Below are 23,072 nucleotides of genomic sequence, written 5' to 3'. Positions count from 1 at the left end.
GACCGCTAACCTCCCTGTCTAGAATTGCCTTCATGGCCACCAGAACCGACGCCCCCACCCGCCGCGAGCAGATCCTCAAGGAGGCGGCACGCCTGTTCGCCGAACGGGGCTTCCACGGCGTCGGCGTGGACGAGATAGGCGCCGCCGTCGGCATCAGCGGCCCCGGTCTGTACCGGCACTTCCCCGGCAAGGACGCGATGCTGGCGGAGCTCCTGGTCGGCATCAGCGGCCAGCTCCTCACCGGCGCCAAGCGCCGCCTCCAGGAGGCCGACGGCGTCGGCCCCGAGGCGGTCCTCGACTCCCTCATCGAGGGCCACATCGACTTCGCGATCGACGACCGCCCCCTCATCACCCTGCACGACCGCGAGCTGGACCGCCTCCGCGACAGCGACCGCAAGCTGGTGCGGCAGCTGCAGCGGCAGTACGTGGAGCTGTGGGTCGGGGTGGTCCGCGAGGTCTACCCCGACCTGACGGAACCGACCGCCCGCTCGGCGGTCCACTCCGTGTTCGGCCTGCTGAACTCGACCCCGCACCTGGGCCGGGCCGGGTCCTTGCCGGGCCGCGGAGCCACGGCAGCGCTGCTGCACCGAATGGCCCGCGGGGCGTTTTCCTCCGCCGGCGGGGCGTAGGAAGCCTGCACTGGGCGTGCCCCCTGGGCGGGGTGGGCCCCTGGCGGGTGGCCTCCTGGGCGGGGTGGGCCCTTGATGGGGTCCAGCTCCTGGCCGGTTCCAGCCGCTCGCGGGGCGGGGCCCTGGTGGGGCGTGGGCCGGCCTTCGGCCCGGGCCCGGTGCACCCACCCGCTCCACCGGACGACTTTCGTCGCCGGGTGCAGGTGGCCCTGGTGGGGCTCGAGCGCCGTCGGCGGCTGCGGGGCCGTCGGGGTGGGACGTGCGGGACGCCTGCGCCTAGGCAGCGGACGGGTCGGCGGGCCCCGGTCGGCCCTTCGTGAATAACGGGGCGCGGCCGTGCGGTGGTGTCCGGCCTCCGGGGAAGGGTGCGGCCGTGAGGGTGGTGCCTGACCTGCCCGGGGTGAAGCGCGGCCGAGGGCGTCCGGCATCAGGGGAGGGCTCGTAGGTGCGGGCAGGGAGAGGAGTGGACGCCGGAACGGAGTCGGCGTGACCGGCGGGCAGGGGTGTTCGGGGTTCGGGGCGGAGCCCCGGATGTGGGTGCTTCTTGTCGGAGCGAGTCGGGTGGGTGGGTCGGCGGAGGGGGCTCGACGTGACGAGCGTTACCACTCACGCACCCTGGACGCACCTTGTACTCGCCGGTACGGTAACGATGAGCAAGCGCTTAGACATGCCGAGGTACGTGGAGGTGGCGCCGTGCGCCGTACGGTGTTCAACGAGGATCACGAGGCGTTCCGGGAGACCTTGCGCGCCTTCATCGAGGCCGAGGTCGTGCCCGTGTACGACGAGTGGCTCGCCGAGGGCCAGGCGCCGCGCGACTTCTACTACAAGCTCGCCGAGCTGGGCGTCTTCGGCATCCGCGTCGACGAGGAGTACGGCGGCGCCGGCATCGACTCGTACAAGTTCGAGGCCGTCCTGTACGAGGAGACCGCCCGCGCCGGCATCACCTTCGGCGGCTCCGGCGTCCACGTGCTGCTCGGTCTGCCGTACATCAAGCTGCTCGCCACCGACGAGCAGAAGAAGCGCTACCTGCCGAAGTTCGTCTCCGGCGAGGAGATGTGGGCGATCGCGATGACCGAGCCGGGCACCGGCTCCGACCTCGCGGGCATGAAGACCACCGCCAAGCTCTCCGAGGACGGCACCCACTACGTCCTCAACGGCGCCAAGACCTTCATCACCGGCGGCGTCCACGCCGACCGCATGATCGTCTGCGCCCGCACCGCCCCGCCCACAGCCGAGGACCGCCGCCACGGCATCTCCCTCTTCGTGGTGGACACCAAGGCCGAGGGCTACTCCATCGGCCGCAAGCTGGACAAGCTGGGCCTGAAGACCTCCGACACCGCCGAGCTCGCCTTCGTCGACGTCAAGGTGCCCGTCGAGGACCTCCTCGGCGAGGAGAACAAGGGCTTCTACTACCTCGGCCACAACCTGGCCTCCGAGCGCTGGGGCATCGCCTACGGCGCGTACGCGCAGGCCAAGGCCGCCATCCGGTTCGCCAAGGAGTACGTCCAGCAGCGCACCGTCTTCGGCCAGCCCGTCGCGGCGTTCCAGAACACGAAGTTCGAGCTGGCCGCCTGCCAGGCCGAGGTGGACGCCGCCGAGGCCGTCGCCGACCGCGCCACCGAGGCCCTCGACGCCGGTGAGCTGACCCCCGCCGAGGCCGCGAGCGCCAAGCTGTTCTGCACCGAGGTCGCCCACCGCGTCATCGACCGCTGCCTCCAGCTGCACGGCGGGTACGGCTTCATGAACGAGTACCCGATCGCCCGCCTGTACGCGGACAACCGCGTCAACCGCATCTACGGCGGCACCAGCGAGATCATGAAGACGATCATCGCGAAGGACATGGGTCTGTAAAGCCGCCGACATCACCGGCCGGTACGACAGCCTCCATGAACCAGGCACTGAACGATCTCCTCGATCTGCTCGACCTGGAGCAGATCGAGGAGAACATCTTCCGCGGCCAGTCCCGCTCCGCCGTCGTCCCGCGCGTCTTCGGCGGTCAGGTCGCGGCGCAGGCGCTGGTCGCCGCGGGGCGCACCGTCCCCGCGGACCGTCCCGCCCACTCCCTGCACGCGTACTTCCTGCGCATGGGCGACCCCGGCGCACCCATCGTCTACACGGTGGACCGCCTGCGGGACGGCCGCTCCTTCACCACCCGCCGCGTCGTCGCGGTCCAGCACGGCCAGCCGATCTTCGGCCTGTCGGCGTCCTTCCAGGCGTACGAGGAGGGATTGGACCACCAGACTCCGATGCCGCCCGCGCCCGACCCGGCCACCCTGCCCACCTCCGAGGAACGGCTGCGGGGGTACGGCCACCTCGATCCGCAGGTGGTGGAGAGGTTCCTGGAGGCGCGCGCCGCGGTCGACCTGCGGTACGTCGACCAACCGCCGTACGGCCGCTTCGGCGAACCGCGCGAGCCGCACTCCCAGGTGTGGTTCCGCACCAACGGCAAGCTCGCCGACGACCCTTCCCCGCAGTCCGTCTGGGGGGACCCCCATCTGCACATCGTGCTCGCCACGTACGTCTCCGACATGACGCTCCTGGACTCGGTGCTGCTCGCGCACGGGCGCGGCGGCTGGGCGGTCGGCGACGTCGTCGGCGCGTCCCTGGACCACGCGATGTGGTTCCACCGTCCGTTCCGCGCCGACGAATGGCTGCTGTACGACCAGGAGTCGCCGTCGGCGTACGGCGGCCGGGGCCTCGGCCAGGCGCGCATATACACCCAGGACGGCCGGCTCGCCATCACGGTGATCCAGGAGGGTGTGGTCCGCGTCCCACGGTGACCCGTGTGCGCGCTGGGTCGCCCGAGGTGCCGATGCGCGATCGCGGGACTAGGCTCGTCGAGTGAAAGCCGCACGCACGGCACGCCCGGCCGACCTGGGTCCCGAAAGCGAGGACCGAGGCCACAGCGCTCGCCCGTGAACCGCGAGCGTCTCGGAGGCGTCGGCGGTCGCGCCCGTGCTTCACGACAACATGCGGTGATTTCCAAGACCCTGTCGCAAAGTGCACTTGCGGCTGCGGCCATCCATTCCCGCATGCCTTCCAGGTGACGCGGGAGACGATGGAGCGAAAGGTATTTCCATGCGAGCACAACGTGCGAAGCGTCTCGCCGCGGCGTCCGCTGCCGGGCTGATGCTGGCCGGCGGTATCGCGGCCGGCACGACCGGGACCGCCGCTGCGTCCGACTCCAAGTCGTACAGCGACAGTCGTTACTGTGACGACGACTGGTGGGACGACTGCGACGACCACGACGACCACGGCCGTGGTGGCAACGGCGATCATGGCGACCACGACGACGACAACGGTCGTGGCGACCATGACGACCACGACGACGACTACGGTCGTGGCGACAATGGCGACCACGACGACGACAACGGTCGTGGCGACCATGACGACCACGACGACGACCACGGTCGTGGCGGCAATGGCGACCACGACGACCACGACGACGACAACGGTCGTGGCGGCGACGGTGACCACGGCAACGGCGGTGACCACGACTGATACGACATCAACCACGGCGCGGTGTGCGGTCTCCGAAGGAGCCGCACGCCGCGCCGTTCCAGTGCGCCCGGGCCTTGGACCGGTCTACTCCAGCCCCGCCTCCGCCAGCAGATACGCCGTCATGGGGTCGTAGTGGCGGGGGCTCACGACGTGGTCGTCCAGGGGCACCGTCACCTGGACGGTTCCCTCCGCCTCCGCGATGAACAGGGCCGGGTCGTTGCAGTCCGCGTAGCCGACGGAGTCGACGCCGTGCTGACCGGCGTATCCCGCCCAGCCGTGGTCGGCGACGACCAGGTCGGGCAGCGGGCGGCCCTCGTGCTCCAGGGCGGTCAAAATCGCCTTCATCGGTTCGCCCGAATGCGTGTGCCAGAGGGTGGCGCCGTGCTCGAGCACCGCCACGTCCGCGAACTGCATGACGTACCCCTCGTCGGTCCGGAGCCCGTCCGGGATGACGACGATCTCGCAGCCGGCCGCACGCAGGGCGGCTGCGGTGGCGCGGTGCACGTCGAGCAGGCCGCCCGGGTGGCCGGTGGCGAACAGCACCCGCTGCCGGTCCTCGGCCGCCTTGCGCAGCCGTCCCGCCAGGCGGTCCAGTGCGTCGACCGTCAGCTGGGGGTCGATGGTGTCCTGGCCGTACCGGTACTCGGGATCGTCGTTGACGCCGACCCGTTCCGCCATCACCGCGAGCACGTCCTGCTCGTCGGTCCAGCGGTCGCCGAGCTCCAGGCCCAGCCAGAAGTTGCGGACACCGTTCGCCAGCTGGCGGTAGTGGGAGAGGTTGTTCTCGCGCGGGGTGGCGACGTCCCCCGCGATGCGGGTTCTGACGAGGTGGTCGACGAGCTCGGCGCGGCTGGGTGTCCCGGGTATCGGCATGGTGTCCATTGTGGGGCAGCCGCCTGTGGGAGTCGCCGGTGTCCCGGACGCTGGGACGTGGGTCACTCCCTCTGACGTGCGCCGTCGAACTCACCGTTGCCGCAGGGCGAACCAGAGTTCCATCCGCACGTCCGGGTCGTCCAGGTCCGCTCCCAGCAGGGCGGCGCAGCGCGCGATCCGCTGCCGCACGGTGTTGCGGTGCACACCCAGTGCCACCGCCGTGCGGTCCCAACTGCCGTGCAGCGACAGCCAGCTGCGCAGGGTGTCGGCGAGCGCCGGGTTCTCCCCGAGCGGGGCGAGGAGGGCACGGGCGTGGGCCTCGGCCTCGCCGGGCGCGAGGAGGTCGGCGAGCGCGGGGCGGGCGCCGTGCCGGACCAGGTGCGCGCGGGTCGCCCGGGCCCGGGCCAGGGCACGGGCCGCCTGCGTGTCGGCGGCCGGCCAGTCCGCGGGCCCCACGGCGGCGCTGACGCCGAGCGTCCATCCGGGCTGCTCGGCCGGCTCCGGTTCGGCGGGGACGAGGACCCGTACGACCCCCTCGGCGAGGTCGACCAGCGGCGACCCGAGAGCGGCGCCCAGCGCGGAGGCGGCCACGGCGTCCGGGGCCGCCTGCGCCGCCGGCCGCCCGTGCACCACACGCCACCGCTCCCCGCCCAGCAGCGGGGCCACCGTCTCCGGCGCGGCCCCCAGCAGCAGGCGGACGAGCGCCGACGACCGGGCCGCTCCCGTGCCGCTCTGGTGTTCGCCGGTGAGGAGGGAGAGCAGCACGGCGGCGACGGAGGCGATGGTGTGGTCCCCGGGTTCCCGCCGCGGGGCGGCCACCCCGAGCACGAAACCGTGCCCGGCGCCGAGCGCGTAGGCGGCCAGGTGGGTGCCGTCGGCGGCCGTGTCGCTTGCGGTGGCGGAGCCGCGGCCGGTGAGGACCCGGGCGAGTTCCGCCAGGGGCGCGTCGGCCGGTCCGCCCGGTCTCCGCCCCGCCTCGGCGATCTCGGCGCCCTCCGGCCCGTACAGCACCGCCCGGCCGCCCACCCGCTGGGCGAGCTGGCGCAGGACCGAGGGCACCGGGTCGGGGCGGGAGGCGGCGGAGGCGAGGCTCTGCTGGGCCTCCGTCACGCGCCGCAGCTCGGCGTGGCGGGCCTGGGCCATGAGCTGCCAGACCGCGCGGGCCACGCCCGAGAAGGTGGTCTGCGGGGGCACCTCCAGGAGGGGCAGCGCGTACGCGTCGCAGGCCGCGACCAGCGCCCGCGGCACGGTGTCGTGCACCGGCGCCACCCCGAAGCCGAGCGCCGCGCCGCCCGCCGCCACGATCCGGGCGACGTAGGCGTCGAAGTAGTCGCCCGGACCCGATGTGGACCCACCGGGGCCGCCCCCGTCCAGGCCCGCCCCCTCCGGGATGTGCACCCCCGCCGTCAGCAGCAGCTCGCCGCCCAGCAGGTACGGGTACGGGTCGGCCATCTCCGAGGTGTGCGCCCCGTGGACGACCAGGTCGGGCCCGGACGGGCCGGCGATCTGGCGCAGGGCCAGGTCCTCGCGGGCCAGCAGCGCGGCGAGCGGCACCGGCGGTGTGGGCGGGGCGACGGGATCCGGCACGGTGTGCGTTCCTTCCATCCCCGTACGGTTCCAGTGGATGAAACGTACACTTCGCAGTCGCTTTCCGGCCACCTAGGGTCGGTCCGGACCGGCAGCCGCGGGTACGGGCGGATGTCCCCGCGAGCCCCTGCCGGCCTTTCCCCGTTTCTGCACGACACGCCACCGAGAGTGCGCGAAGGAGGCCCCCGTATGGCCGTCGACTACACCGTGATCGTCGTCTATCTGGCCGGCATGCTGGCCATGGGCTGGTGGGGCATGCGCCGCGCCCGTTCGAAGAGCGAGTTCCTGGTCGCCGGGCGCCGTCTGGGCCCCGCCATGTACTCCGGCACCATGGCCGCCATCGTCCTCGGCGGCGCGTCCACCATCGGCGGCGTCGGGCTGGGCTACCAGTACGGCCTCTCCGGGGCCTGGATGGTCTTCACCATCGGCCTCGGGCTCCTCGCCCTGTCGGTCTTCTTCTCGGCCCGCATCGCCCGCCTGAAGGTCTACACCGTCTCCGAGATGCTCGACCTGCGCTACGGCGGCCGGGCGGGCGTCATCTCCGGCGTCGTCATGTGGGCGTACACCCTGATGCTCGCCGTCACCTCGACCATCGCCTACGCCACGATCTTCGACGTCCTCTTCGACATCAACCGGACGCTGGCGATCGTCCTGGGCGGCTCGATCGTCGTCGCCTACTCGACGCTCGGCGGCATGTGGTCCATCACGCTGACGGACATGGTGCAGTTCGTGGTGAAGACGATCGGCGTGCTGCTGCTCCTGCTGCCGATCGCGGTCGTCAAGGCGGGCGGCTTCTCCGAGATGAGGGCCGAGCTGCCCACCTCGTACTTCGACCCGCTGGGCATCGGCGGCGAGACGATCTTCACCTACGTGCTGATCTACACCTTCGGCATGCTGATCGGGCAGGACATCTGGCAGCGCGTCTTCACCGCGCGCAGCGACCGCACCGCGAAGTGGGGCGGCACCGTCGCGGGCACCTACTGCCTCGCCTACGCCCTCGCCGGCGCGGTCATCGGTACGGCCGCCAAGGTGCTCTACCCGAACCTGGCCTCCGCGGACGACGCCTTCGCGACGATCGTCAAGGACGAACTCCCGATGGGCGTCCGCGGGCTGGTGCTGGCCGCGGCCCTCGCGGCCGTGATGTCGACCTCCTCCGGCGCGCTCATCGCCTGCGCGACCGTCGCCAACAACGACATCTGGTCCCGGCTGCGCGGAGTCGTCCGGCCCTCGGACGAGGCGCACGACGAGGTCAAGGGCAACCGCGCTTTCATCCTCCTCATGGGCGTCGCGGTGATCTGCACCGCCATCGCGCTGAACAACGTCGTCGAGGCGCTGACCGTCGCCTACAACCTCCTCGTCGGCGGCCTCCTCGTGCCCATCCTGGGCGGTCTGCTGTGGAAGCGGGGCACGGCTCAGGGCGCCCTCGCCTCCGTCGCGGTCGGCGGCCTCGCGGTCGTCGTCCTGATGGCCACCCACGGCATCCTCGCCAACGAGCCCGTCTACTACGGCCTGCTCGCCTCCCTCGCCGCCTACGTCGCCGTCTCCCTGGCGACCAGGCCCACCGACGCGGCCGTCCTGGCCGTCTGGCGCGACCGTCTTGCCGGACGGGAGCCCGAACTCGTGTCCGACCCCGTCCCGGCTCCCCAGTAGAGTCGTCCTCAGTAGTACAGAGCAGTACATACGCGACGAAGCGTAGGAAAGAAGGCAGTTCATGAGCAGCAACGAGACGCCCCGCGGCCCTGTCGACTCCTCCCGCATCCCGCGGTACGCCGGCCCCGCGACCTTCGCCCGGCTGCCCCGCCTCGACGAGGTCGGCCGCGCCGACGTCGCCGTCGTGGGCGTCCCGTTCGACTCGGGCGTCTCGTACCGGCCGGGCGCCCGCTTCGGCGGCAACGCGATCCGCGAGGCGTCCCGGCTGCTGCGGCCCTACAACCCCGCCCAGGACGCCTCTCCCTTCGCCCTCGCCCAGGTCGCGGACGGCGGCGACATCGCGGTCAACCCGTTCAACATCAACGAGGCCGTGGAGACGATCGAGGCCGCGGCCGACGACCTGCTCGGCACCGGCGCCCGCCTGATGACCCTGGGCGGCGACCACACCATCGCGCTGCCGCTGCTGCGCTCGGTCGCGAAGAAGCACGGCCCCGTCGCCCTGCTCCACTTCGACGCCCACCTCGACACCTGGGACACCTACTTCGGCGCCGAGTACACGCACGGGACGCCGTTCCGCCGTGCCGTGGAGGAGGGCATCCTCGACACCGAGGCGCTGTCCCACGTCGGCACCCGCGGCCCGCTGTACGGCAAGCAGGACCTCACCGACGACGAGAAGATGGGCTTCGGCATCGTCACCTCCGCGGACATCTACCGCCGGGGCGCCGACGAGGTCGCCGACCAGCTCCGCCAGCGCATCGGCGACCGCCCGCTGTACATCTCCATCGACATCGACTGCCTGGACCCGGCCCATGCCCCCGGCACCGGCACCCCCGAGGCGGGCGGCATGACCTCCCGCGAGCTGCTGGAGATCCTGCGTGGCCTGGCCTCCTGCAACCTCGTCTCGGCGGACGTCGTCGAGGTGGCCCCCGCGTACGATCACGCGGAGATCACGTCGGTGGCGGCGTCCCACACGGCGTACGAACTGACCACGATCATGTCGCGTCAGATCGCCGAGGCGCGTAAGGAGAACGAGGGCAAGTGACCCACGACCACGACCTGGTGCTCCGTCCGACCGCCGCGCAGACGGAGGCCGCCCTGAACCCTCCTCCCGGCCGCAACGGCGGTGATCTGGTCGTGGAGACCCTGGCCGGGCTCGGCGCGACGACCGTCTTCGGCCTGCCCGGCCAGCACGCCCTCGGCATGTTCGACGCGCTGCGCCGCTCGGACCTGCGGTACGTCGGCCTGCGCGTGGAGAACAACGCGGGCTTCGCGGCGGACGCGTACGGCCGCGTCACGGGCGAGGCCGCGCCGCTGCTGCTGTCGACGGGGCCGGGGGCGCTCACGTCTCTGGCGGCGCTCCAGGAGGCCGCCGCCGCGAGCGCGCCCGTCCTGGCGATCAGCAGCCAGGTCCCCACGGCGGGCCTGGGCGGCGGACGCCACGGCTACCTGCACGAACTGCCGGACCAGGCGGCCTCGTTCAGGGGCGTCGTCAAGTCCGTCCACACCGTCCGCACCCAGTCCCAGATCCCCTCCGCGCTGGCGGAGGCCTGGAAGTCGGCGCTGACGGCCCCGCACGGCCCGGTATGGGTGGAGATCCCGCAGGACGTGCTGCTCGCGCCGACGGCGATCCCGGTGGTGACGGCGCCGGACGCCGTCCCGGAGGACCTGCCCCCGCGCCCCGAACTGACGGCGGTGGCGGCCGATCTGCTGTCGAAGGCCGCCCGCCCGGCGATCATCGCGGGCGGGGGAGTGGTCCGCGCGGACGCGTCGAAGAAGCTGCGTCAGCTGGCCGAGCTGCTCCAGGCCCCGGTGGTCACCACCTTCGGCGGCAAGGGCGCCTTCCCCTGGGAGCACCCGCTGTCCCTGCAGTCCTGGCTGGAGGACCGCCACACCACGGACTTCCTGGAGGACGCGGACGTCCTGCTGGTGGTCGGCTCCGGCCTCGGCGAACTCTCCTCCAACTACCACACGTTCAAGCCGCGGGGCCGCGTCGTCCAGATCGAGGCCGACCTCGGCAAGCTGGAGTCCAACCACCCCGCCCTGGGCATCCACGCGGACGCCCGCCTCGCGCTGCAGGCGCTGCTGGAGACGGTGCGGCCCAGGGAGGACGCGGAAGCCCCGAACCGCGTCCGAGCGCTCCTGGCGCGCGTCTCCGAGCGCATCGCCTCCCAGGAACTGACCCTGGAACAGGAGCTGCTGGCCTCGGTCCGCAGGGCGCTCCCGGCGGACTCGCCGTCCTTCTGGGACATGACCATCCTGGCGTACTGGGCGTGGTCGGCCTTCGACGCCCGCCGCCCCAACACGATGCACTCGGCCCAGGGCGCCGGCGGCCTCGGCTACGGCTTCCCCGCGGCCCTGGGCGCGGCGGCCGCCGACCCGACCCGCCCGGTCCTGGCGGTCTCCGGCGACGGCGGAGCCCTCTACTCCATCGCCGAACTGGCCACGGCCCGGCAGTACGACCTGAACGTCACCTGGCTCATCGTCGACGACGGCGGCTACGGCATCCTCCGCGAGTACATGACGGACGCCTTCGGCCAGGCGACGGCGACGGAACTGACCCGCCCGGACTACGTGGCGCTCGCGGAGTCGTTCGGAGTTCCGGGGGTGCGGACGTCGCCGGAGACGCTGGAGACGGACCTGGCGAAGGCGCTGGCGTCGGCCGGGCCGACGGTCGTCGTGCTCCCGGCGGTGCTGCGGATGTTCGCGCCGACGCATCTCGGGTGAGGCTCCGCCCCGGAAACGGGGAGCCGTGCGCGCGGTGCCCGTTGATACGGTGCCCGTCATGTACACAGCACCCGTGTCCCGTGGCCCCGTCACCGCCGACGACGTGGAGTTCGCCGTCCGCCGGGCGGTGGGCGCTCTGCGGGAGGCGGAGGCGGCCGACTGGGACGCGAAGGCCGGCTCCCTCGAGTGGAGTTGCTGGGAGACGGTCGAGCACCTCGCCGACGACCTGTTCTCCTACGCCGCCCAACTCGGCCCGGCGAGGCCGCCGCTGGACAGGGGGGTTCCCTTCGTCTGGAGCCGCAGGACCCCCAAGGGCCCGGCGAACGTCGTCTTCGCGGACCGCGACGCCGGACCGGCGGGCCTGCTGCAGGTGCTGGAGGCGAGCGGGGCACTGCTGACGGCCGTCGTGCGGACGGCACCGGCGACGGTCCGTGCCCACCACGTCTTCGGCGCGGCCGACCCCGAGGGCTTCGCCGCCATGGGGGTCGTGGAGACCCTGGTGCACGTGCACGACGTGGCCACGGGCCTGGAGGTCGACTGGACGCCGGACGCCGGCCTGTGCGACCGGGTCCTGGCCCGGCTCTTCCCCCATGCCCCGGCGGACACCGAGCGGTGGCCCACCCTGCTGTGGGCCACCGGCCGCGCCGAACTCCCCGGTCACGCCCGCCTCACACGGTGGCGCTGGTACGGCGCTCCCCGGTCCGACGGCGACCGGTAGGCGCCGGCGGGCACCCGGGCCCATCGCCGTGGGCCCTTTCGGACACCCGGGAGGGCCCTTCGTCGTGCTGTGCCGTGCCGGTCGTGGCTACCAGATCGCCTCGACCCACTCGGGGTGGTCGATGAACGGGTTGCGGTTGTGCTGGTAGGTGTCGTAGATGACCTGGTTGCGGCGCTCCTCGAAGGCGTCCGGCGGGTCCTCGTCGTTCCAGGCCTTCAGGACGGACAGGCGGCCGTGGTAGGGGACGCTGCCGTTGGTGACGAGGTCGTTGGGCTCCAGGTTCGGCCAGCCGTCGTCGCCCTCGTAGCGGACGGCCATGTAGAGGATCATGCGGGCCACGTCGCCCTTGACGGCGTCGCGCGGCTCGAAGGAGTTGGAGTCGGTGAGGCTGCCGCCGGAGTTGGTGAAGCTGCTGCCGCCGTTGTCGAAGTCCTTGCTGCCGCGGACGGAGTTGACGGTCACGTCCTCGGGGCGGATGTGGTGCAGGTCGGTGCCGGGACCCGCCGAGGTGCCGAAGTCGCCGTGCGACTGGGCCCACACGTGCTCGCGGTTCCAGTTGCCGGTGCTGCCGCCGTTGAGCGACTTGCTGCGCGAGATGCCGCTGTAGAGCAGCTTCACGTTGCCGCTGTTGTTCGGGTCCTGGTCGGTGACCTTCAGCGCTTCCCAGAGGGCCGAGTACGAGAGCTTCGTCTGGGGGGTGATGATCGTGTGCAGGGCGGACTTGAGGCTCGTACCCGTCTTGCCGACCGCGTTCTTGTAGTACGTCGAGTCGTAGGCCGTCGTGGTGGCCGCGGCGGGGGTCGCGGTCAGGGCAGGAGCGGTGAGGCCGGCCAGGACGGCGGCGGTGGCGAGGGCCACCGGCTTCCATCGGCGTATGCGTGTCGTCGCCAGCATGTGGGGTGTCCGATCTACGCGGGTTGATTGAAGGCGGCAATCGGGAGAGTGACATGGACATGAGGCCGTGTAAATGGATGGCGCGTGTCCATCGGGTGACGGGAAACGGCAAATCACCCCTTGTCTACGCGAGTTGACGCGCCCGGACGCCGAAGCGGCCCCCGACCGAGGGGTCGGGGGCCGCTTCGGGCTGTGTGGCTCGTCCGGGTCAGCTGACGTCCGACGGGTCCAGCCGGTAGATCGTCGACGTGGACCGGCCGCTCTGCGACGACGAGTTCGCGTCGGCGTCGGCGTCGGCGTCGGAGCCGGAGGAGTCCGAGGCCGACGCCGAGCTGTAGTCGCTCTCCTTCACCGCCGTCCCGTGCTTCTGCACCCACTCCGTCACCTCGGAGCTGACGGTGGAGCCGCCGCCGGGGCCGCCGCCCATCCCCGAGCCACCGATCTGGAGGTAGTGCAGTTCGCCGTTCTTCACCAGCTCCTTCAGCCTGGCCAGGGTCATCGCCTTGTCGGAGCCGGACCAGCCCCACATGGAGATGACCGGCTCGCCGCTGCTGAGGATGAGCTGCGCGGCACTCTGCGAACCGGACACCGCCAGCAGCCACTTGGCGCCGTCCTGATGCTTCTTCAGGTACGCGATGAGCTCGCTGCTCGCGCCGCCCATGCCTCCGCCCATGCCCGTACCGCCGCCGGCGCCGGGAGCGGAGCCGCCGCCCTGCGTGCCCGTCCCGCCGTCCTGGCCGCTGCCGCCGGGCGGCGTACCGCCCGACTCACCCGTGCCGCCCGGCGCCTGCCCGCCCGGCAGCTCGCCGGTGCCGCCGCCGGGCGCCGTACCGCCGCCCTGCTGGGCGCCGCCGGCGAAGCCGCCGCCGGCCTGGCCGTCCTGCTGCGTGCCGCCGGGGCCGCCGGTGCCGCCGCCCGGGAACCCGCCCCGGCCGCCACCGCCCCCGAAGCCGCCGTTCCCCGTGGTGGGCCCGGCCGTCGGGTTCGTGCCGCCCATGCCGCCGCCCGAACCGGACGGCACCGACCAGGCGTACGCCGCCGGACCCGCCACCGCCGCGACGACCGCCGCCGCCACGGAGGCGGCCAGCAGCCGCGCCCGGTTGCCGATGGGGGTCCCCCCGCTCGAGCGAAGCCGAGAGTGGGGTCGGGAGGCGAACAGGCCCACGACGGCGAGCGCCATGACGAGCCCGACGGCCGGCCACAGCCAGGTGTTCCAGCCGGAGGCCCGGCGCAGCAGCACGATCGCCCACACCGCGGTCACCACGAGGCCCGCGGGCAGTCCCCACGCCCACCGCCGGTCGGCGCGGAACGCGCGCAGCAGCATCGCGCCTCCGCCTCCGCACAGGGCGGCGATGCCGGGGGCGAGGGCGGTCGTGTAGTAGGGGTGCATGGTGCCCTCGGCCATGCTGAAGGTCAGGTAGTGCAGGACCGTCCAGCCGCCCCACAGCAGCAGCGCGGCGCGGGTGAGGTCGGTGCGCGGTGCGCGGCGGCCGCACAGGACCAGGCCTGCCAGCAGGGCGATGCCCGCGAAGGGCAGCAGCCAGGAGATCTGGCCGCCGAGGACGTCGTTGAACATCCGGCCGATGCCGGCGGTCCCGGAGAAGCCGCCCCCGCCGCCTCCGCCGTTGCCCTCGCCGCCGAGGATCCGGCCGAGGCCGTTGTAGCCCATGATGAGGTTCCAGGCGCTGCCGTCGGTCGAACCGCCGATGTAGGGCCGCTCGGAGGCCGGCACGAGCGAGACCGCCGCCGCCCACCAGAAGCTGCTGACCGCCAGCACCACGGCCGCGAGCAGCAGGTTGACGATCCGCTTCACCAACGCGGGCTTCGCCGCGTAGAGGTAGACCGCGAAGACCGCGGGCAGCGCGATGTAGCCCTGGAGCATCTTGGTGTTGAAGGCGAGGCCGAAGCAGGCCGCCGAGCCCAGCAGCGGCAGCACCCTGCCGTTGTGCACCGCCCGCAGGGCCAGCGCCGCGCCGGCCGCCATCAGGAACACCAGCAGCGTGTCGGGGTTGTTGTCCCGGTTGATGGCCACCGTGATAGGGGTCAGCGCGAGCACCAGCGCGGCGACCGCCGCCGCGCCGTGGCCCCAGACCCGCTTCACGGAGGAGTGCAGGATCCAGATCGTCGCGAGGGCGACGAGGATCATCGGCAGCATCATCTGCCACGTGCCGAAGCCGAACACGCGGCAGGACAGGCCCATCACCATCAGGGCGAAGGGCGGCTTGTCGACGGTCAGGAAGTTGCCCGCGTCGAGCGAGCCGAAGAACCAGGCCTTCCAGCTCTGTGTGCCGCTCAGCACGGCGGCGCTGTAGAAGCTGTTGAGGCTCGAGCCGGAGAGGTTCCAGGAGTAGAGCACCGCCGCCAGGGCCATGATCGCGATCAGCGCGGGGAGCGACCAGCGCGGGGCCCGGCCCGGCGGAGGCGCCCCCGGGGTCGTCGCCGGCGGCGGCCGGTCGGGGGACGCGGCGGGCGCGGTGCGCGCCGTCGCCGCGGCCGGCTCGGCGGACTCGCTCGGGTGGGGGAGGGGATCGGTGGCAGATGTCACCCTGCGCATGCTGTACGGCCCGTGTGGGTGGCCGCTGTGCCGAAGCTGGCCGCCACCTGTGAAGACGCCCAGGCCCGGGTGACGCCTTGCCCGGGCTTTCTCGACGGGCCCGTCGACGCCGTACAACCTTTCACCCGAACCCGTGTGTCAACACGGCATGACTCTCCGGAATCCCAGACGTACGAGGAGACTCCTCGCCGCGACCCTCGGCGCCGGGGCCCTCGTGACCGGCCTGGCGGCCACCCCCGCCGCGGCCGCCGCCCCCGCCGTCGCCTGCACCTCCGCCAAGGCCGGCCTCGCCGCCAAGCTGAAGAAGGACATCACGGCCGCCCTCGCCAACCGCAAGGGCACCATCGCCGTCGGCCTCCACGACCGCAGCACCAACACCACCTGCACCCTGCGCGCGTCCGCCGCCTACGACTCGGCCAGCGTCGTCAAGGTCACCGTCCTCGCCGCACTGCTGCGGGACGCGCAGAAGCAGAACCGCGCCCTGACGGCCCGTGAGAAGAGCCTCGCCACGGCCATGATCACCAAGTCGGACAACGCCTCCACCTCCACCCTGTGGAAGCAGCTCGGCGTGACGAAGATCAAGAGCTTCCTCACCGCCGCCGGGATGACGCAGACGAAGCCGGGCGCGAACGGCTACTGGGGGCTGACCCAGATCACCGTGACCGACGAGCAGAAGCTGCTCAAGCTGCTCACGGCCAGGAACACGGTCCTCACCGACAGCAGGCGCGCCTACGTCCTCCAGCTGATGGGCCAGGTCGTGTCGTCCCAGCGCTGGGGCACCCCGTACGGCAGGCCGGCGGGTGTCTCCTGGCACGTCAAGAACGGCTGGCTGTCGCGCGCCACCCACGGCTGGCGCGTGCACAGCGTGGGCACCTTCAAGGGCGGCGGCCACGACTACCTGATAACCGTCCTGACGCACGGCAACAGCACCATGAACTACGGCATCACGACCATCCAGGGCGTCGCCAAGGTCATCCACCGCGACCTCGCTGCCTCCTGAGCCCGGCCAGGGATCCGGAGATCCTTAACGGCGCGTCCCACCGGCCGTCACCCGCCCGTCCTACCGTGACCGCCATGCGCCTGCGAACCGTACTCGCCACCCTCACCGCCGGCCTGGCGGCGGCCGCCTGCCTCTCCGCCGCCGGGCCCGCGAACGCCCGCTCCTCGGGCGCCCCGCACGCCTGTTCGACCACCGTCTCCGTCCACGGCTTCTCCGACGCCCTCGACAAGACGACCCACCAGGACACCTTCGTCGGCAACCTCTCCGCGCTGGCGGTGGACGAGGACGGCTCGCTCGCCGCCCTCTCCGACCGCTCCGCGCTCTTCGGCCTGGACGCGAGAACCCTCGCGCCCGAGTCGGTCGTCCCCCTCGCCGACGAGACGGGCGCGGCCCTCGACTCCGAGGGCCTGGCCGTCGACCGCGACGGCTCGTACCTCGTCTCCTCCGAGACCGAGCCGTCCGTACGCCGGTACAGCGCCGCGGGGGCGATCCTCGGCCGCCTCCCCGTCCCGGACGCCCTGCGGGTCGCGCCGGCCGGCCGCGCCGCCCCCAACGGCACCTTCGAGGGCCTGACCCTGCTGCCGGGCGGCCGCACCCTGCTCGCGTCCATGGAGTACGCCCTCTCCGGCGACTCCTCGGGCGTCGTGCGCTTCCAGACGTGGAAGCGCACCGGCACGTCCTTCCGCCTCGCCGCCCAGTACGGGTACCGCGCCGACGCCGGCCTCGGCGTCCCGGAGGTCCAGGCGCTCCCCGACGGCCGCCTCCTCGTCCTGGAGCGCGGCTTCACCTCCGGCGTGGGCAACACCGTCCGCCTGTACCTGGCCGACCCGCGGCGCGCCACCGACACCAGCGGCGTCGAGAACCTGACGGGCCAGGACGGCGTACGCCTGATCGGGAAGACCCTGCTCGCCGACATCGCCGACTGCCCGTCCCTCGGCGCCACCGCCGAGCAGCCCCAGCCCAACCCCCTCCTCGACAACATCGAGGGAATGGTGATCACGGGCCGCGGCAAGGGCGGCCTGAGGGTGCTGCTGGTGAGCGACGACAACCAGAACGCGGTGCAGACGACGCGGTTCTACGACCTGCGTGTCCGTGTCTGACCGTTCACCGAATGTTGCGGAGGGATGAAATCCGCTTCTGTCCGCGTTGGTGCCTTCCGGTAGATCAGGACGATCGGAGGGCACCGCGTGGCACCGCAACGGGGATGGGCACGGCGACTGTGGGACTACGCCTGGCGGCACCCGGGGGACGTCGTCCTGGCGCTCGGGTCCGCCCTGGCCGGCATGGCCGTGATGGCGCTGGTCCCGCTGATCACCAAGGTGATCATCGACGACGTGATCGGCGACCACAGCCGCGCCATGGCCCCCTGGGCGGGCGCCCTGATCGGCGCGGCCCTCGTCGTCTACGCCCTCACCTACGTCCGCCGCTACTACGGCGGCCGTCTCGCCCTCGACGTCCAGCACGACCTGCGGACCGAGATGTACGAGACGATCACCCGGCTCGACGGCCGCCGCCAGGACGAGCTGTCCACCGGCCAGGTCGTCGGCCGCGCCACCAGTGACCTCCAGCTCATCCAGGGCCTGCTCTTCATGCTCCCGATGACCATCGGGAACGTCCTGCTCTTCCTGATCTCCCTGGTGATCATGGCGTGGCTGTCCCCGCCGCTGACCCTCGTCGCGCTCGCCGTGGCCCCCGCCCTGTGGTGGATCGCCCGGCGCAGCCGCACCAAGCTGCACCCGGCCACCTGGTACGCCCAGGCCCAGGCCGCCGCGGTCGCGGGCGTCGTGGACGGCGCGGTCAGCGGGGTCCGGGTGGTGAAGGGCTTCGGGCAGGAGGAGCAGGAGACCGGGAAGCTGCGCGAGGTCGGCCGCCGGCTCTTCGCGGGCCGCCTGCGCACGATCCGGCTGAACTCCCGGTACACCCCGGCCCTCCAGGCCGTCCCCGCCCTGGGCCAGGTGGCGATGCTCGCCCTCGGCGGCTGGCTCGCCGTCCGCGGGCACATCACCCTCGGCACCTTCGTCGCCTTCTCCGCCTACCTCGCACAGCTCGTCGGCCCGGTCCGCATGCTCGCCGTGGTCCTCACGGTCGCCCAGCAGGCCCGCGCGGGCACCGAACGCGTCCTGGAGCTCATCGACACCGAGCCGACCCTGACGGGCGGCACCAAGGAACTGCCGGCCGACGCCCCCGCGACCGTCGAGTTCGACGACGTCTCCTTCGGCTACGACGACGAGCGTCCCGTGCTCAAGGGACTCTCCTTCGAGATCCGTCCCGGCGAGACCCTCGCCGTCGTCGGCGCCTCCGGCTCCGGCAAGTCCACGGTCTCCCTGCTGCTGCCCCGCTTCTACGACGTCACCCACGGCGCCGTCCTCATCGGCGGCCACGACGTCCGCGAACTCACCCTCGACTCCCTGCGGGCCGCGATCGGCCTCGTCCCCGAGGACTCCTTCCTCTTCTCGGACACGGTCCGCGCCAACATCGCCTACGGCCGCCCGGACGCCACCGACGAGGAGATCGAGGCCGCCGCCCGCGCCGCGCAGGCCGACCGCTTCATCGCCGAGCTGCCCGAGGGCTACGCCACCAAGGTCGGCGAGCACGGCCTGACCCTCTCCGGCGGCCAGCGCCAGCGCATCGCGCTCGCCCGCGCGCTCCTCACCGACCCCCGGCTCCTCGTCCTCGACGACGCCACCTCGGCGGTGGACGCCCGCGTGGAGCACGAGATCCACGAGGCGCTCAGGCACGTCATGGAGGGCCGCACCACCCTCCTGATCGCCCACCGCCGCTCCACCCTCAACCTCGCCGACCGCATCGCCGTCCTCGACGGCGGCCGGCTCGCCGACCTCGGTACCCACGAGGAACTCCAGAAGCGGTCGGCGCTGTACCGGCGCCTGCTCACCGACCCCGACGAGCTGGGCGGCGTCTCGCCCGGCCACACGGTGCCCGCCGGGCCCCGCGAGGACACCTCCGTCCGGGACGAGCTGGACGCCGAGTTCGACGCCGAGATCGGGGTGACCCCCCGACTGTGGACCGGCGACCGCGAGCCGAAGGACACGGCCCTGTCCGGGACACCGGCCACCCCGGATCTCCTCGCCCAGGTCGACGCGCTCCCACCCGCGACCGACACCCCGGACATCGACGAGGCCCGTGCGGTCACCCCCGAGGAGTCCTACGGCCTGCGCCGCCTCCTGCGCGGCTTCGGCCTGCCCCTCCTGGTCAGCCTGGGCCTCGTCGCCGTCGACGCGAGCATGGGCCTGCTGCTGCCGGTGATGATCCGGCACGGCATCGACGACGGCGTCACGCGCACGGCGCTGGGCGCCGTCTGGGCGGCCTCCCTCCTCGCCCTGCTCCTCGTCCTGGTGCAGTGGGCCGCGCAGACCGGCGAGATCCGGATGACCGGCCGCACCGGCGAACGGGTCCTGTACTCGCTGCGCCTGAAGATCTTCGCCCAGCTCCAGCGGCTCGGACTCGACTACTACGAGCGGGAGCTGACCGGCCGGATCATGACGCGGATGACCACGGACGTCGACGCGCTGTCGACGTTCCTGCAGACCGGTCTGGTCACCGCGTTCGTCTCGGTCGTCACCTTCTTCGGCATCATGGTCGCCCTGCTGGTGCTCGACGTCGAGCTCGCCCTCGTCGTCTTCGCGACCCTGCCCCCGCTCATCGTCGCCACGTTCTTCTTCCGCCGGGCCAGCGTGAAGGCGTACGAGCTCGCCCGCGAGCGGGTGTCGGGGGTCAACGCCGATCTCCAGGAGTCGGTGGCCGGGCTGCGGATCGTGCAGGCCTTCCGGCGCGAGCGGGACGGCGGGCGCCGGTTCGCCGAGCGCAGCGACAGCTACCGCCGGGCCCGTATCCGGGGCCAGTGGCTGATCTCGGTGTACTTCCCGTTCGTGCAGTTCCTGTCGTCGGCGGCCGCGGCGGCCGTGCTGATCGCGGGCGCGGGCCGGATCGACGAGGCGACCCTGACGACCGGCGCGCTGGTGGCGTACCTGCTCTACATCGACCTGTTCTTCGCCCCCGTCCAGCAGCTCTCCCAGGTCTTCGACGGCTACCAGCAGGCCACGGTCTCCCTGGGCCGCATCCAGGAGCTGCTGCGGGAGCCCACGTCCACGAAGTCCGCGGCGAAGCCCCTGGAAGTCCGCTCCCTGCGCGGCGAGATCACCTTCGAGGACGTGCACTTCACGTACGGCCCCTCCGACGAACCGGAGGAGGCCCTCACCGGCATCCGGCTGCGCGTCCCCGCCGGCCAGACCGTCGCCTTCGTCGGCGAGACCGGCGCGGGCAAGTCGACCCTGGTGAAGCTGGTGGCCCGCTTCTACGACCCGACGTCCGGCCGGGTCCTGGTCGACGGCACCGACCTGCGCTCCCTCGACCTCACCTCGTACCGCCACCGCCTCGGTGTCGTCCCCCAGGAGGCCTACCTCTTCCCCGGCACCGTCCGCGACGCCATCGCCTACGGCCGGCCCGACGCCACCGACGCCGAGGTCGAGGCGGCCGCCCGCGCGGTCGGCGCGCACGAGATGATCGCCACGCTCGACGGCGGCTACCTCCACGAGGTCGCCGAGCGGGGCCGCAACCTCTCCGCCGGGCAACGCCAGTTGATCGCACTGGCCCGCGCGGAACTGGTCGACCCCGACATCCTGCTCCTCGACGAGGCGACGGCCGCCCTGGACCTGGCCACGGAGGCCCAGGTCAACCAGGCCACCGACCGCCTGGCGGGCCGCCGTACGACACTCGTCGTCGCACACCGCCTGACGACGGCGGCCCGCGCGGACCGGGTGGTCGTCATGGACCACGGCCGGATCGCCGAGGACGGCACCCACGAGGAGCTGCTGGCGCGCGGCGGACGGTACGCCGAGCTGTGGCGGACCTTCGTCGGGGAGCCGGTGGGCACCGCGAGCTGACCCGCACGACCCCCTCCCGCCACACGGCCGCGCAACCGTTCGCCCTACGCCGTGCGTCCGTACGCCAGTACGGCGACGGCGGTAGCGGGAGGGGACGGGACTGTGGACAGTGGGGCGATACGCCGAGGGCCGACGGCCGTTCTGGCCGTGCTGATCGCGTCCGTCCTGCTCGCGCTCGTGACACCGGGCAGCGCCGAGGCCGCCTCCGCGCCCTGCCCGGGCCGGAAGGTGAGGACGGTGGCGTTCTCCACCGGCGCGGTGCACGTCTACAAGAGCAACGGCAGGATCTGCGCCTACACCCTGCAGAAGTACCCCGGCACGAGGAAGCGGATGTCGGTCAGCGTGCAGGCGCGCGGCCATCATCCGGTCGAGCTGACGGGCAGCCGAACCCGCCGCATCGGGCCCCTCGACGTGTACGTCGGTCGCCGGTCGGTGCTGGTCAAGGGCTCGGTCGGCCGCGGTTCGGGCAGCTCGGGCTGGTTCCTGTCCTGACCGGTTGAGGACGCCGTACGCCAACCCCCTCTGGTGTGACGGGTGTTGCTCCGATAGCTTCCGGCGCACATCTGTCTCACAGGGAAGGGTGCACGCGCATGCGCAAGGCGCTCAGATGGCTGCTGGCGTTCACCGTGCTCATAGGCACGTTGAGCACGGCCGGAGCGGCGACCGCCGCGGAGCCGGAGGCCACGGACATCAAGGACCGGCTTCTCGCGATCCCCGGCATGAGCCTGATCCAGGAGAAGCCGTACCCCGGCTACCGCTACTTCGTCCTGAACTACACCCAGCCGGTCGACCACCGGCACCCGTCCAAGGGCACGTTCCAGCAGCGCATCACCGTGCTGCACAAGGACGTCAGCCGCCCGACGGTCTTCTACACCGGCGGCTACAACGTCTCCACCACCCCCAGCCGCCGCGAACCCACCCAGATCGTGGACGGCAACCAGGTCTCCATGGAGTACCGCTTCTTCACCCCGTCCCGCCCCGACCCCGCCGACTGGTCCAAGCTGGACATCTGGCAGGCCGCGAGCGACCAGCACCGCATCTTCACGGCGCTGAAGAAGCTCTACCCCGAGAACTGGATCTCCACGGGCGGCTCGAAGGGCGGCATGACCGCCACCTACTACGAGCGCTTCTACCCGAAGGACATGGACGGCGTGGTGGCCTACGTGGCCCCCAACGACGTCGTCAACAAGGAGGACTCGGCCTACGACCGCTTCTTCGCGAACGTCGGCACCAAGGAGTGCCGCGACCGCCTGAACGCGGTCCAGCGCGAGGCGCTGGTGCGCCGCGAACCGCTGGAGAAGAAGTACGAGGCCTACGCGGCCGCCGAAGGCTTCACCTTCGACACCATCGGCAGCCTGGACCGCGCCTACGAGGCCGTCGTCCTCGACTACGTCTGGGGCTTCTGGCAGTACAGCCTGCTGTCGGACTGCGACTCGATCCCGGCGGACGCGAAGACCGCGACGGACGACGAGATCTGGACCTCGATCGACACGATCTCCGGCTTCTCCTTCTACACCGACCAGGGCCTGTCGCCCTACACCCCGTACTACTACCAGGCGGGCACCCAGCTGGGCGCCCCGACGATCCACTTCCCGCACATCGAGAAGAAGTACATCCGCTACGGCTACCAGCCCCCGCGCAACTTCGTCCCCCGGGACATCTCGATGAAGTTCCAGCCCTGGGCCATGCGGGACGTGGACACCTGGGTCAAGAACAACGCCCGCCACATGCTCTTCGTCTACGGCGAGAACGACCCGTGGGGCGCGGAACCGTTCCGCCTGGCCAAGGGCGCGAAGGACTCGTACGTGTTCACCGCGCCCGGCATGAACCACGGGGCCAACGTGGCCGGCCTGGTCGCCGACGAGAAGGCGCTGGCGACGGCACGGATCCTGGAGTGGGCGGGCGTCGCCCCGGCCGCCGTCCGGGCGGACGCCTCGGCGGCGAAGCCGCTGGCGAAGTTCGACGCGAAGCTGGACGTCCGTGATGTGGAGCGCGAGCCGGCGCTGCGGCCGTGACGGGGGTTGAGGTTCGTTGAGGTGAC

17 protein-coding genes are annotated in these 23,072 nt (G+C 72.2%); 13 read left to right on the top strand and 4 right to left on the bottom strand.

Annotated elements, in window-relative coordinates; genetic code table 11:
• The first annotated feature begins 32 nt into the window (after positions 1-32).
• The 4 genes from ACIHAR_RS36860 (at position 33) to ACIHAR_RS36845 (ending at position 4,130) form a co-directional block, all read left to right on the top strand.
• Positions 33-629 carry a TetR/AcrR family transcriptional regulator gene (locus ACIHAR_RS36860; protein WP_400023586.1) on the top strand — a complete coding sequence of 199 codons (597 nt, stop codon included), beginning with the start codon at positions 33-35 and terminating at the stop codon, positions 627-629.
• A 693-nt stretch (positions 630-1,322) separates the two neighbouring features.
• The gene (locus ACIHAR_RS36855) at positions 1,323-2,480 is read left to right on the top strand and encodes an acyl-CoA dehydrogenase family protein (protein WP_365470530.1); all 1,158 of its coding nucleotides are present in this window, start codon (positions 1,323-1,325) and stop codon (positions 2,478-2,480) included.
• Between the two features lie 35 nt (positions 2,481-2,515).
• Positions 2,516-3,409: an acyl-CoA thioesterase gene (locus ACIHAR_RS36850; RefSeq protein ID WP_400023584.1), complete on the top strand. Its 894-nt coding sequence runs from the start codon at positions 2,516-2,518 to the stop codon at positions 3,407-3,409.
• A gap of 298 nt (positions 3,410-3,707) precedes the next feature.
• Positions 3,708-4,130 (top strand): hypothetical protein, encoded by a 423-nt coding sequence (locus tag ACIHAR_RS36845; protein WP_365470535.1) that lies wholly within the window; start codon positions 3,708-3,710, stop codon positions 4,128-4,130.
• Positions 4,131-4,214: 84 nt separating this feature from the next.
• Here ACIHAR_RS36845 and ACIHAR_RS36840 read toward each other — a convergent pair whose 3' ends face one another.
• A complete protein-coding gene (locus ACIHAR_RS36840) occupies positions 4,215-5,003 on the bottom strand; it encodes a phosphatase (protein WP_400023582.1) in 789 nt (262 codons plus the stop codon).
• Between the two features lie 90 nt (positions 5,004-5,093).
• Positions 5,094-6,608 carry a helix-turn-helix domain-containing protein gene (locus ACIHAR_RS36835; protein ID WP_365470541.1) on the bottom strand — a complete coding sequence of 505 codons (1,515 nt, stop codon included), beginning with the start codon at positions 6,606-6,608 and terminating at the stop codon, positions 5,094-5,096.
• A gap of 171 nt (positions 6,609-6,779) precedes the next feature.
• Between ACIHAR_RS36835 and ACIHAR_RS36830 the strand changes: the two genes are divergently transcribed.
• The 4 genes from ACIHAR_RS36830 (at position 6,780) to ACIHAR_RS36815 (ending at position 11,682) form a co-directional block, all read left to right on the top strand.
• Positions 6,780-8,240: a sodium:solute symporter gene (locus ACIHAR_RS36830; protein WP_365470544.1), complete on the top strand. Its 1,461-nt coding sequence runs from the start codon at positions 6,780-6,782 to the stop codon at positions 8,238-8,240.
• Between the two features lie 61 nt (positions 8,241-8,301).
• Entirely contained in the window at positions 8,302-9,282 is a 981-nt protein-coding gene (gene speB, locus ACIHAR_RS36825) for an agmatinase (protein ID WP_365470547.1), read from the top strand.
• A complete protein-coding gene (locus tag ACIHAR_RS36820; RefSeq protein ID WP_400023580.1) occupies positions 9,279-10,964 on the top strand; it encodes a thiamine pyrophosphate-binding protein in 1,686 nt (561 codons plus the stop codon). The genes speB and ACIHAR_RS36820 overlap by 4 nt, the downstream gene beginning before the upstream one ends.
• Positions 10,965-11,022: 58 nt before the next feature.
• On the top strand, positions 11,023-11,682 hold the full coding sequence (locus ACIHAR_RS36815; RefSeq protein WP_400023577.1) for a DinB family protein: 660 nt from the start codon (positions 11,023-11,025) through the stop codon (positions 11,680-11,682).
• Positions 11,683-11,769: 87 nt separating this feature from the next.
• Here the strand turns inward: ACIHAR_RS36815 and ACIHAR_RS36810 are convergent, their stop codons facing one another.
• Together ACIHAR_RS36810 and ACIHAR_RS36805 are read right to left on the bottom strand one after the other, a co-directional pair.
• Positions 11,770-12,576 (bottom strand): endonuclease I family protein, encoded by an 807-nt coding sequence (locus tag ACIHAR_RS36810; RefSeq protein ID WP_400023575.1) that lies wholly within the window; start codon positions 12,574-12,576, stop codon positions 11,770-11,772.
• 208 nt (positions 12,577-12,784) lie between these two features.
• A complete protein-coding gene (locus ACIHAR_RS36805; RefSeq protein WP_400023573.1) occupies positions 12,785-15,121 on the bottom strand; it encodes a glycosyltransferase family 39 protein in 2,337 nt (778 codons plus the stop codon).
• Positions 15,122-15,278: 157 nt separating this feature from the next.
• Here ACIHAR_RS36805 and ACIHAR_RS36800 point away from each other — a divergent pair, with 157 nt between their 5' ends.
• The 5 genes from ACIHAR_RS36800 (at position 15,279) to ACIHAR_RS36780 (ending at position 23,046) form a co-directional block, all read left to right on the top strand.
• On the top strand, positions 15,279-16,130 hold the full coding sequence (locus tag ACIHAR_RS36800; protein WP_365470560.1) for a serine hydrolase: 852 nt from the start codon (positions 15,279-15,281) through the stop codon (positions 16,128-16,130).
• A 74-nt stretch (positions 16,131-16,204) separates the two neighbouring features.
• Positions 16,205-17,230: an esterase-like activity of phytase family protein gene (locus ACIHAR_RS36795; RefSeq protein WP_400023571.1), complete on the top strand. Its 1,026-nt coding sequence runs from the start codon at positions 16,205-16,207 to the stop codon at positions 17,228-17,230.
• Between the two features lie 87 nt (positions 17,231-17,317).
• Positions 17,318-21,031, top strand: coding sequence for an ABC transporter ATP-binding protein (locus ACIHAR_RS36790; RefSeq protein WP_365470566.1), 3,714 nt, complete (start codon positions 17,318-17,320; stop codon positions 21,029-21,031).
• Between the two features lie 147 nt (positions 21,032-21,178).
• Entirely contained in the window at positions 21,179-21,523 is a 345-nt protein-coding gene (locus ACIHAR_RS36785) for a hypothetical protein (RefSeq protein WP_400023569.1), read from the top strand.
• 98 nt (positions 21,524-21,621) lie between these two features.
• Positions 21,622-23,046 carry a S28 family serine protease gene (locus tag ACIHAR_RS36780; protein WP_365470572.1) on the top strand — a complete coding sequence of 475 codons (1,425 nt, stop codon included), beginning with the start codon at positions 21,622-21,624 and terminating at the stop codon, positions 23,044-23,046.
• The last annotated feature ends 26 nt before the right edge of the window (positions 23,047-23,072 follow it).

The sequence above is a fragment of the Streptomyces sp. NPDC052016 genome (genome assembly GCF_044548445.1).
Classification (GTDB): Bacteria; Actinomycetota; Actinomycetes; order Streptomycetales; family Streptomycetaceae; genus Streptomyces.
This window is presented reverse-complemented; position numbering and strand designations above follow the sequence as displayed.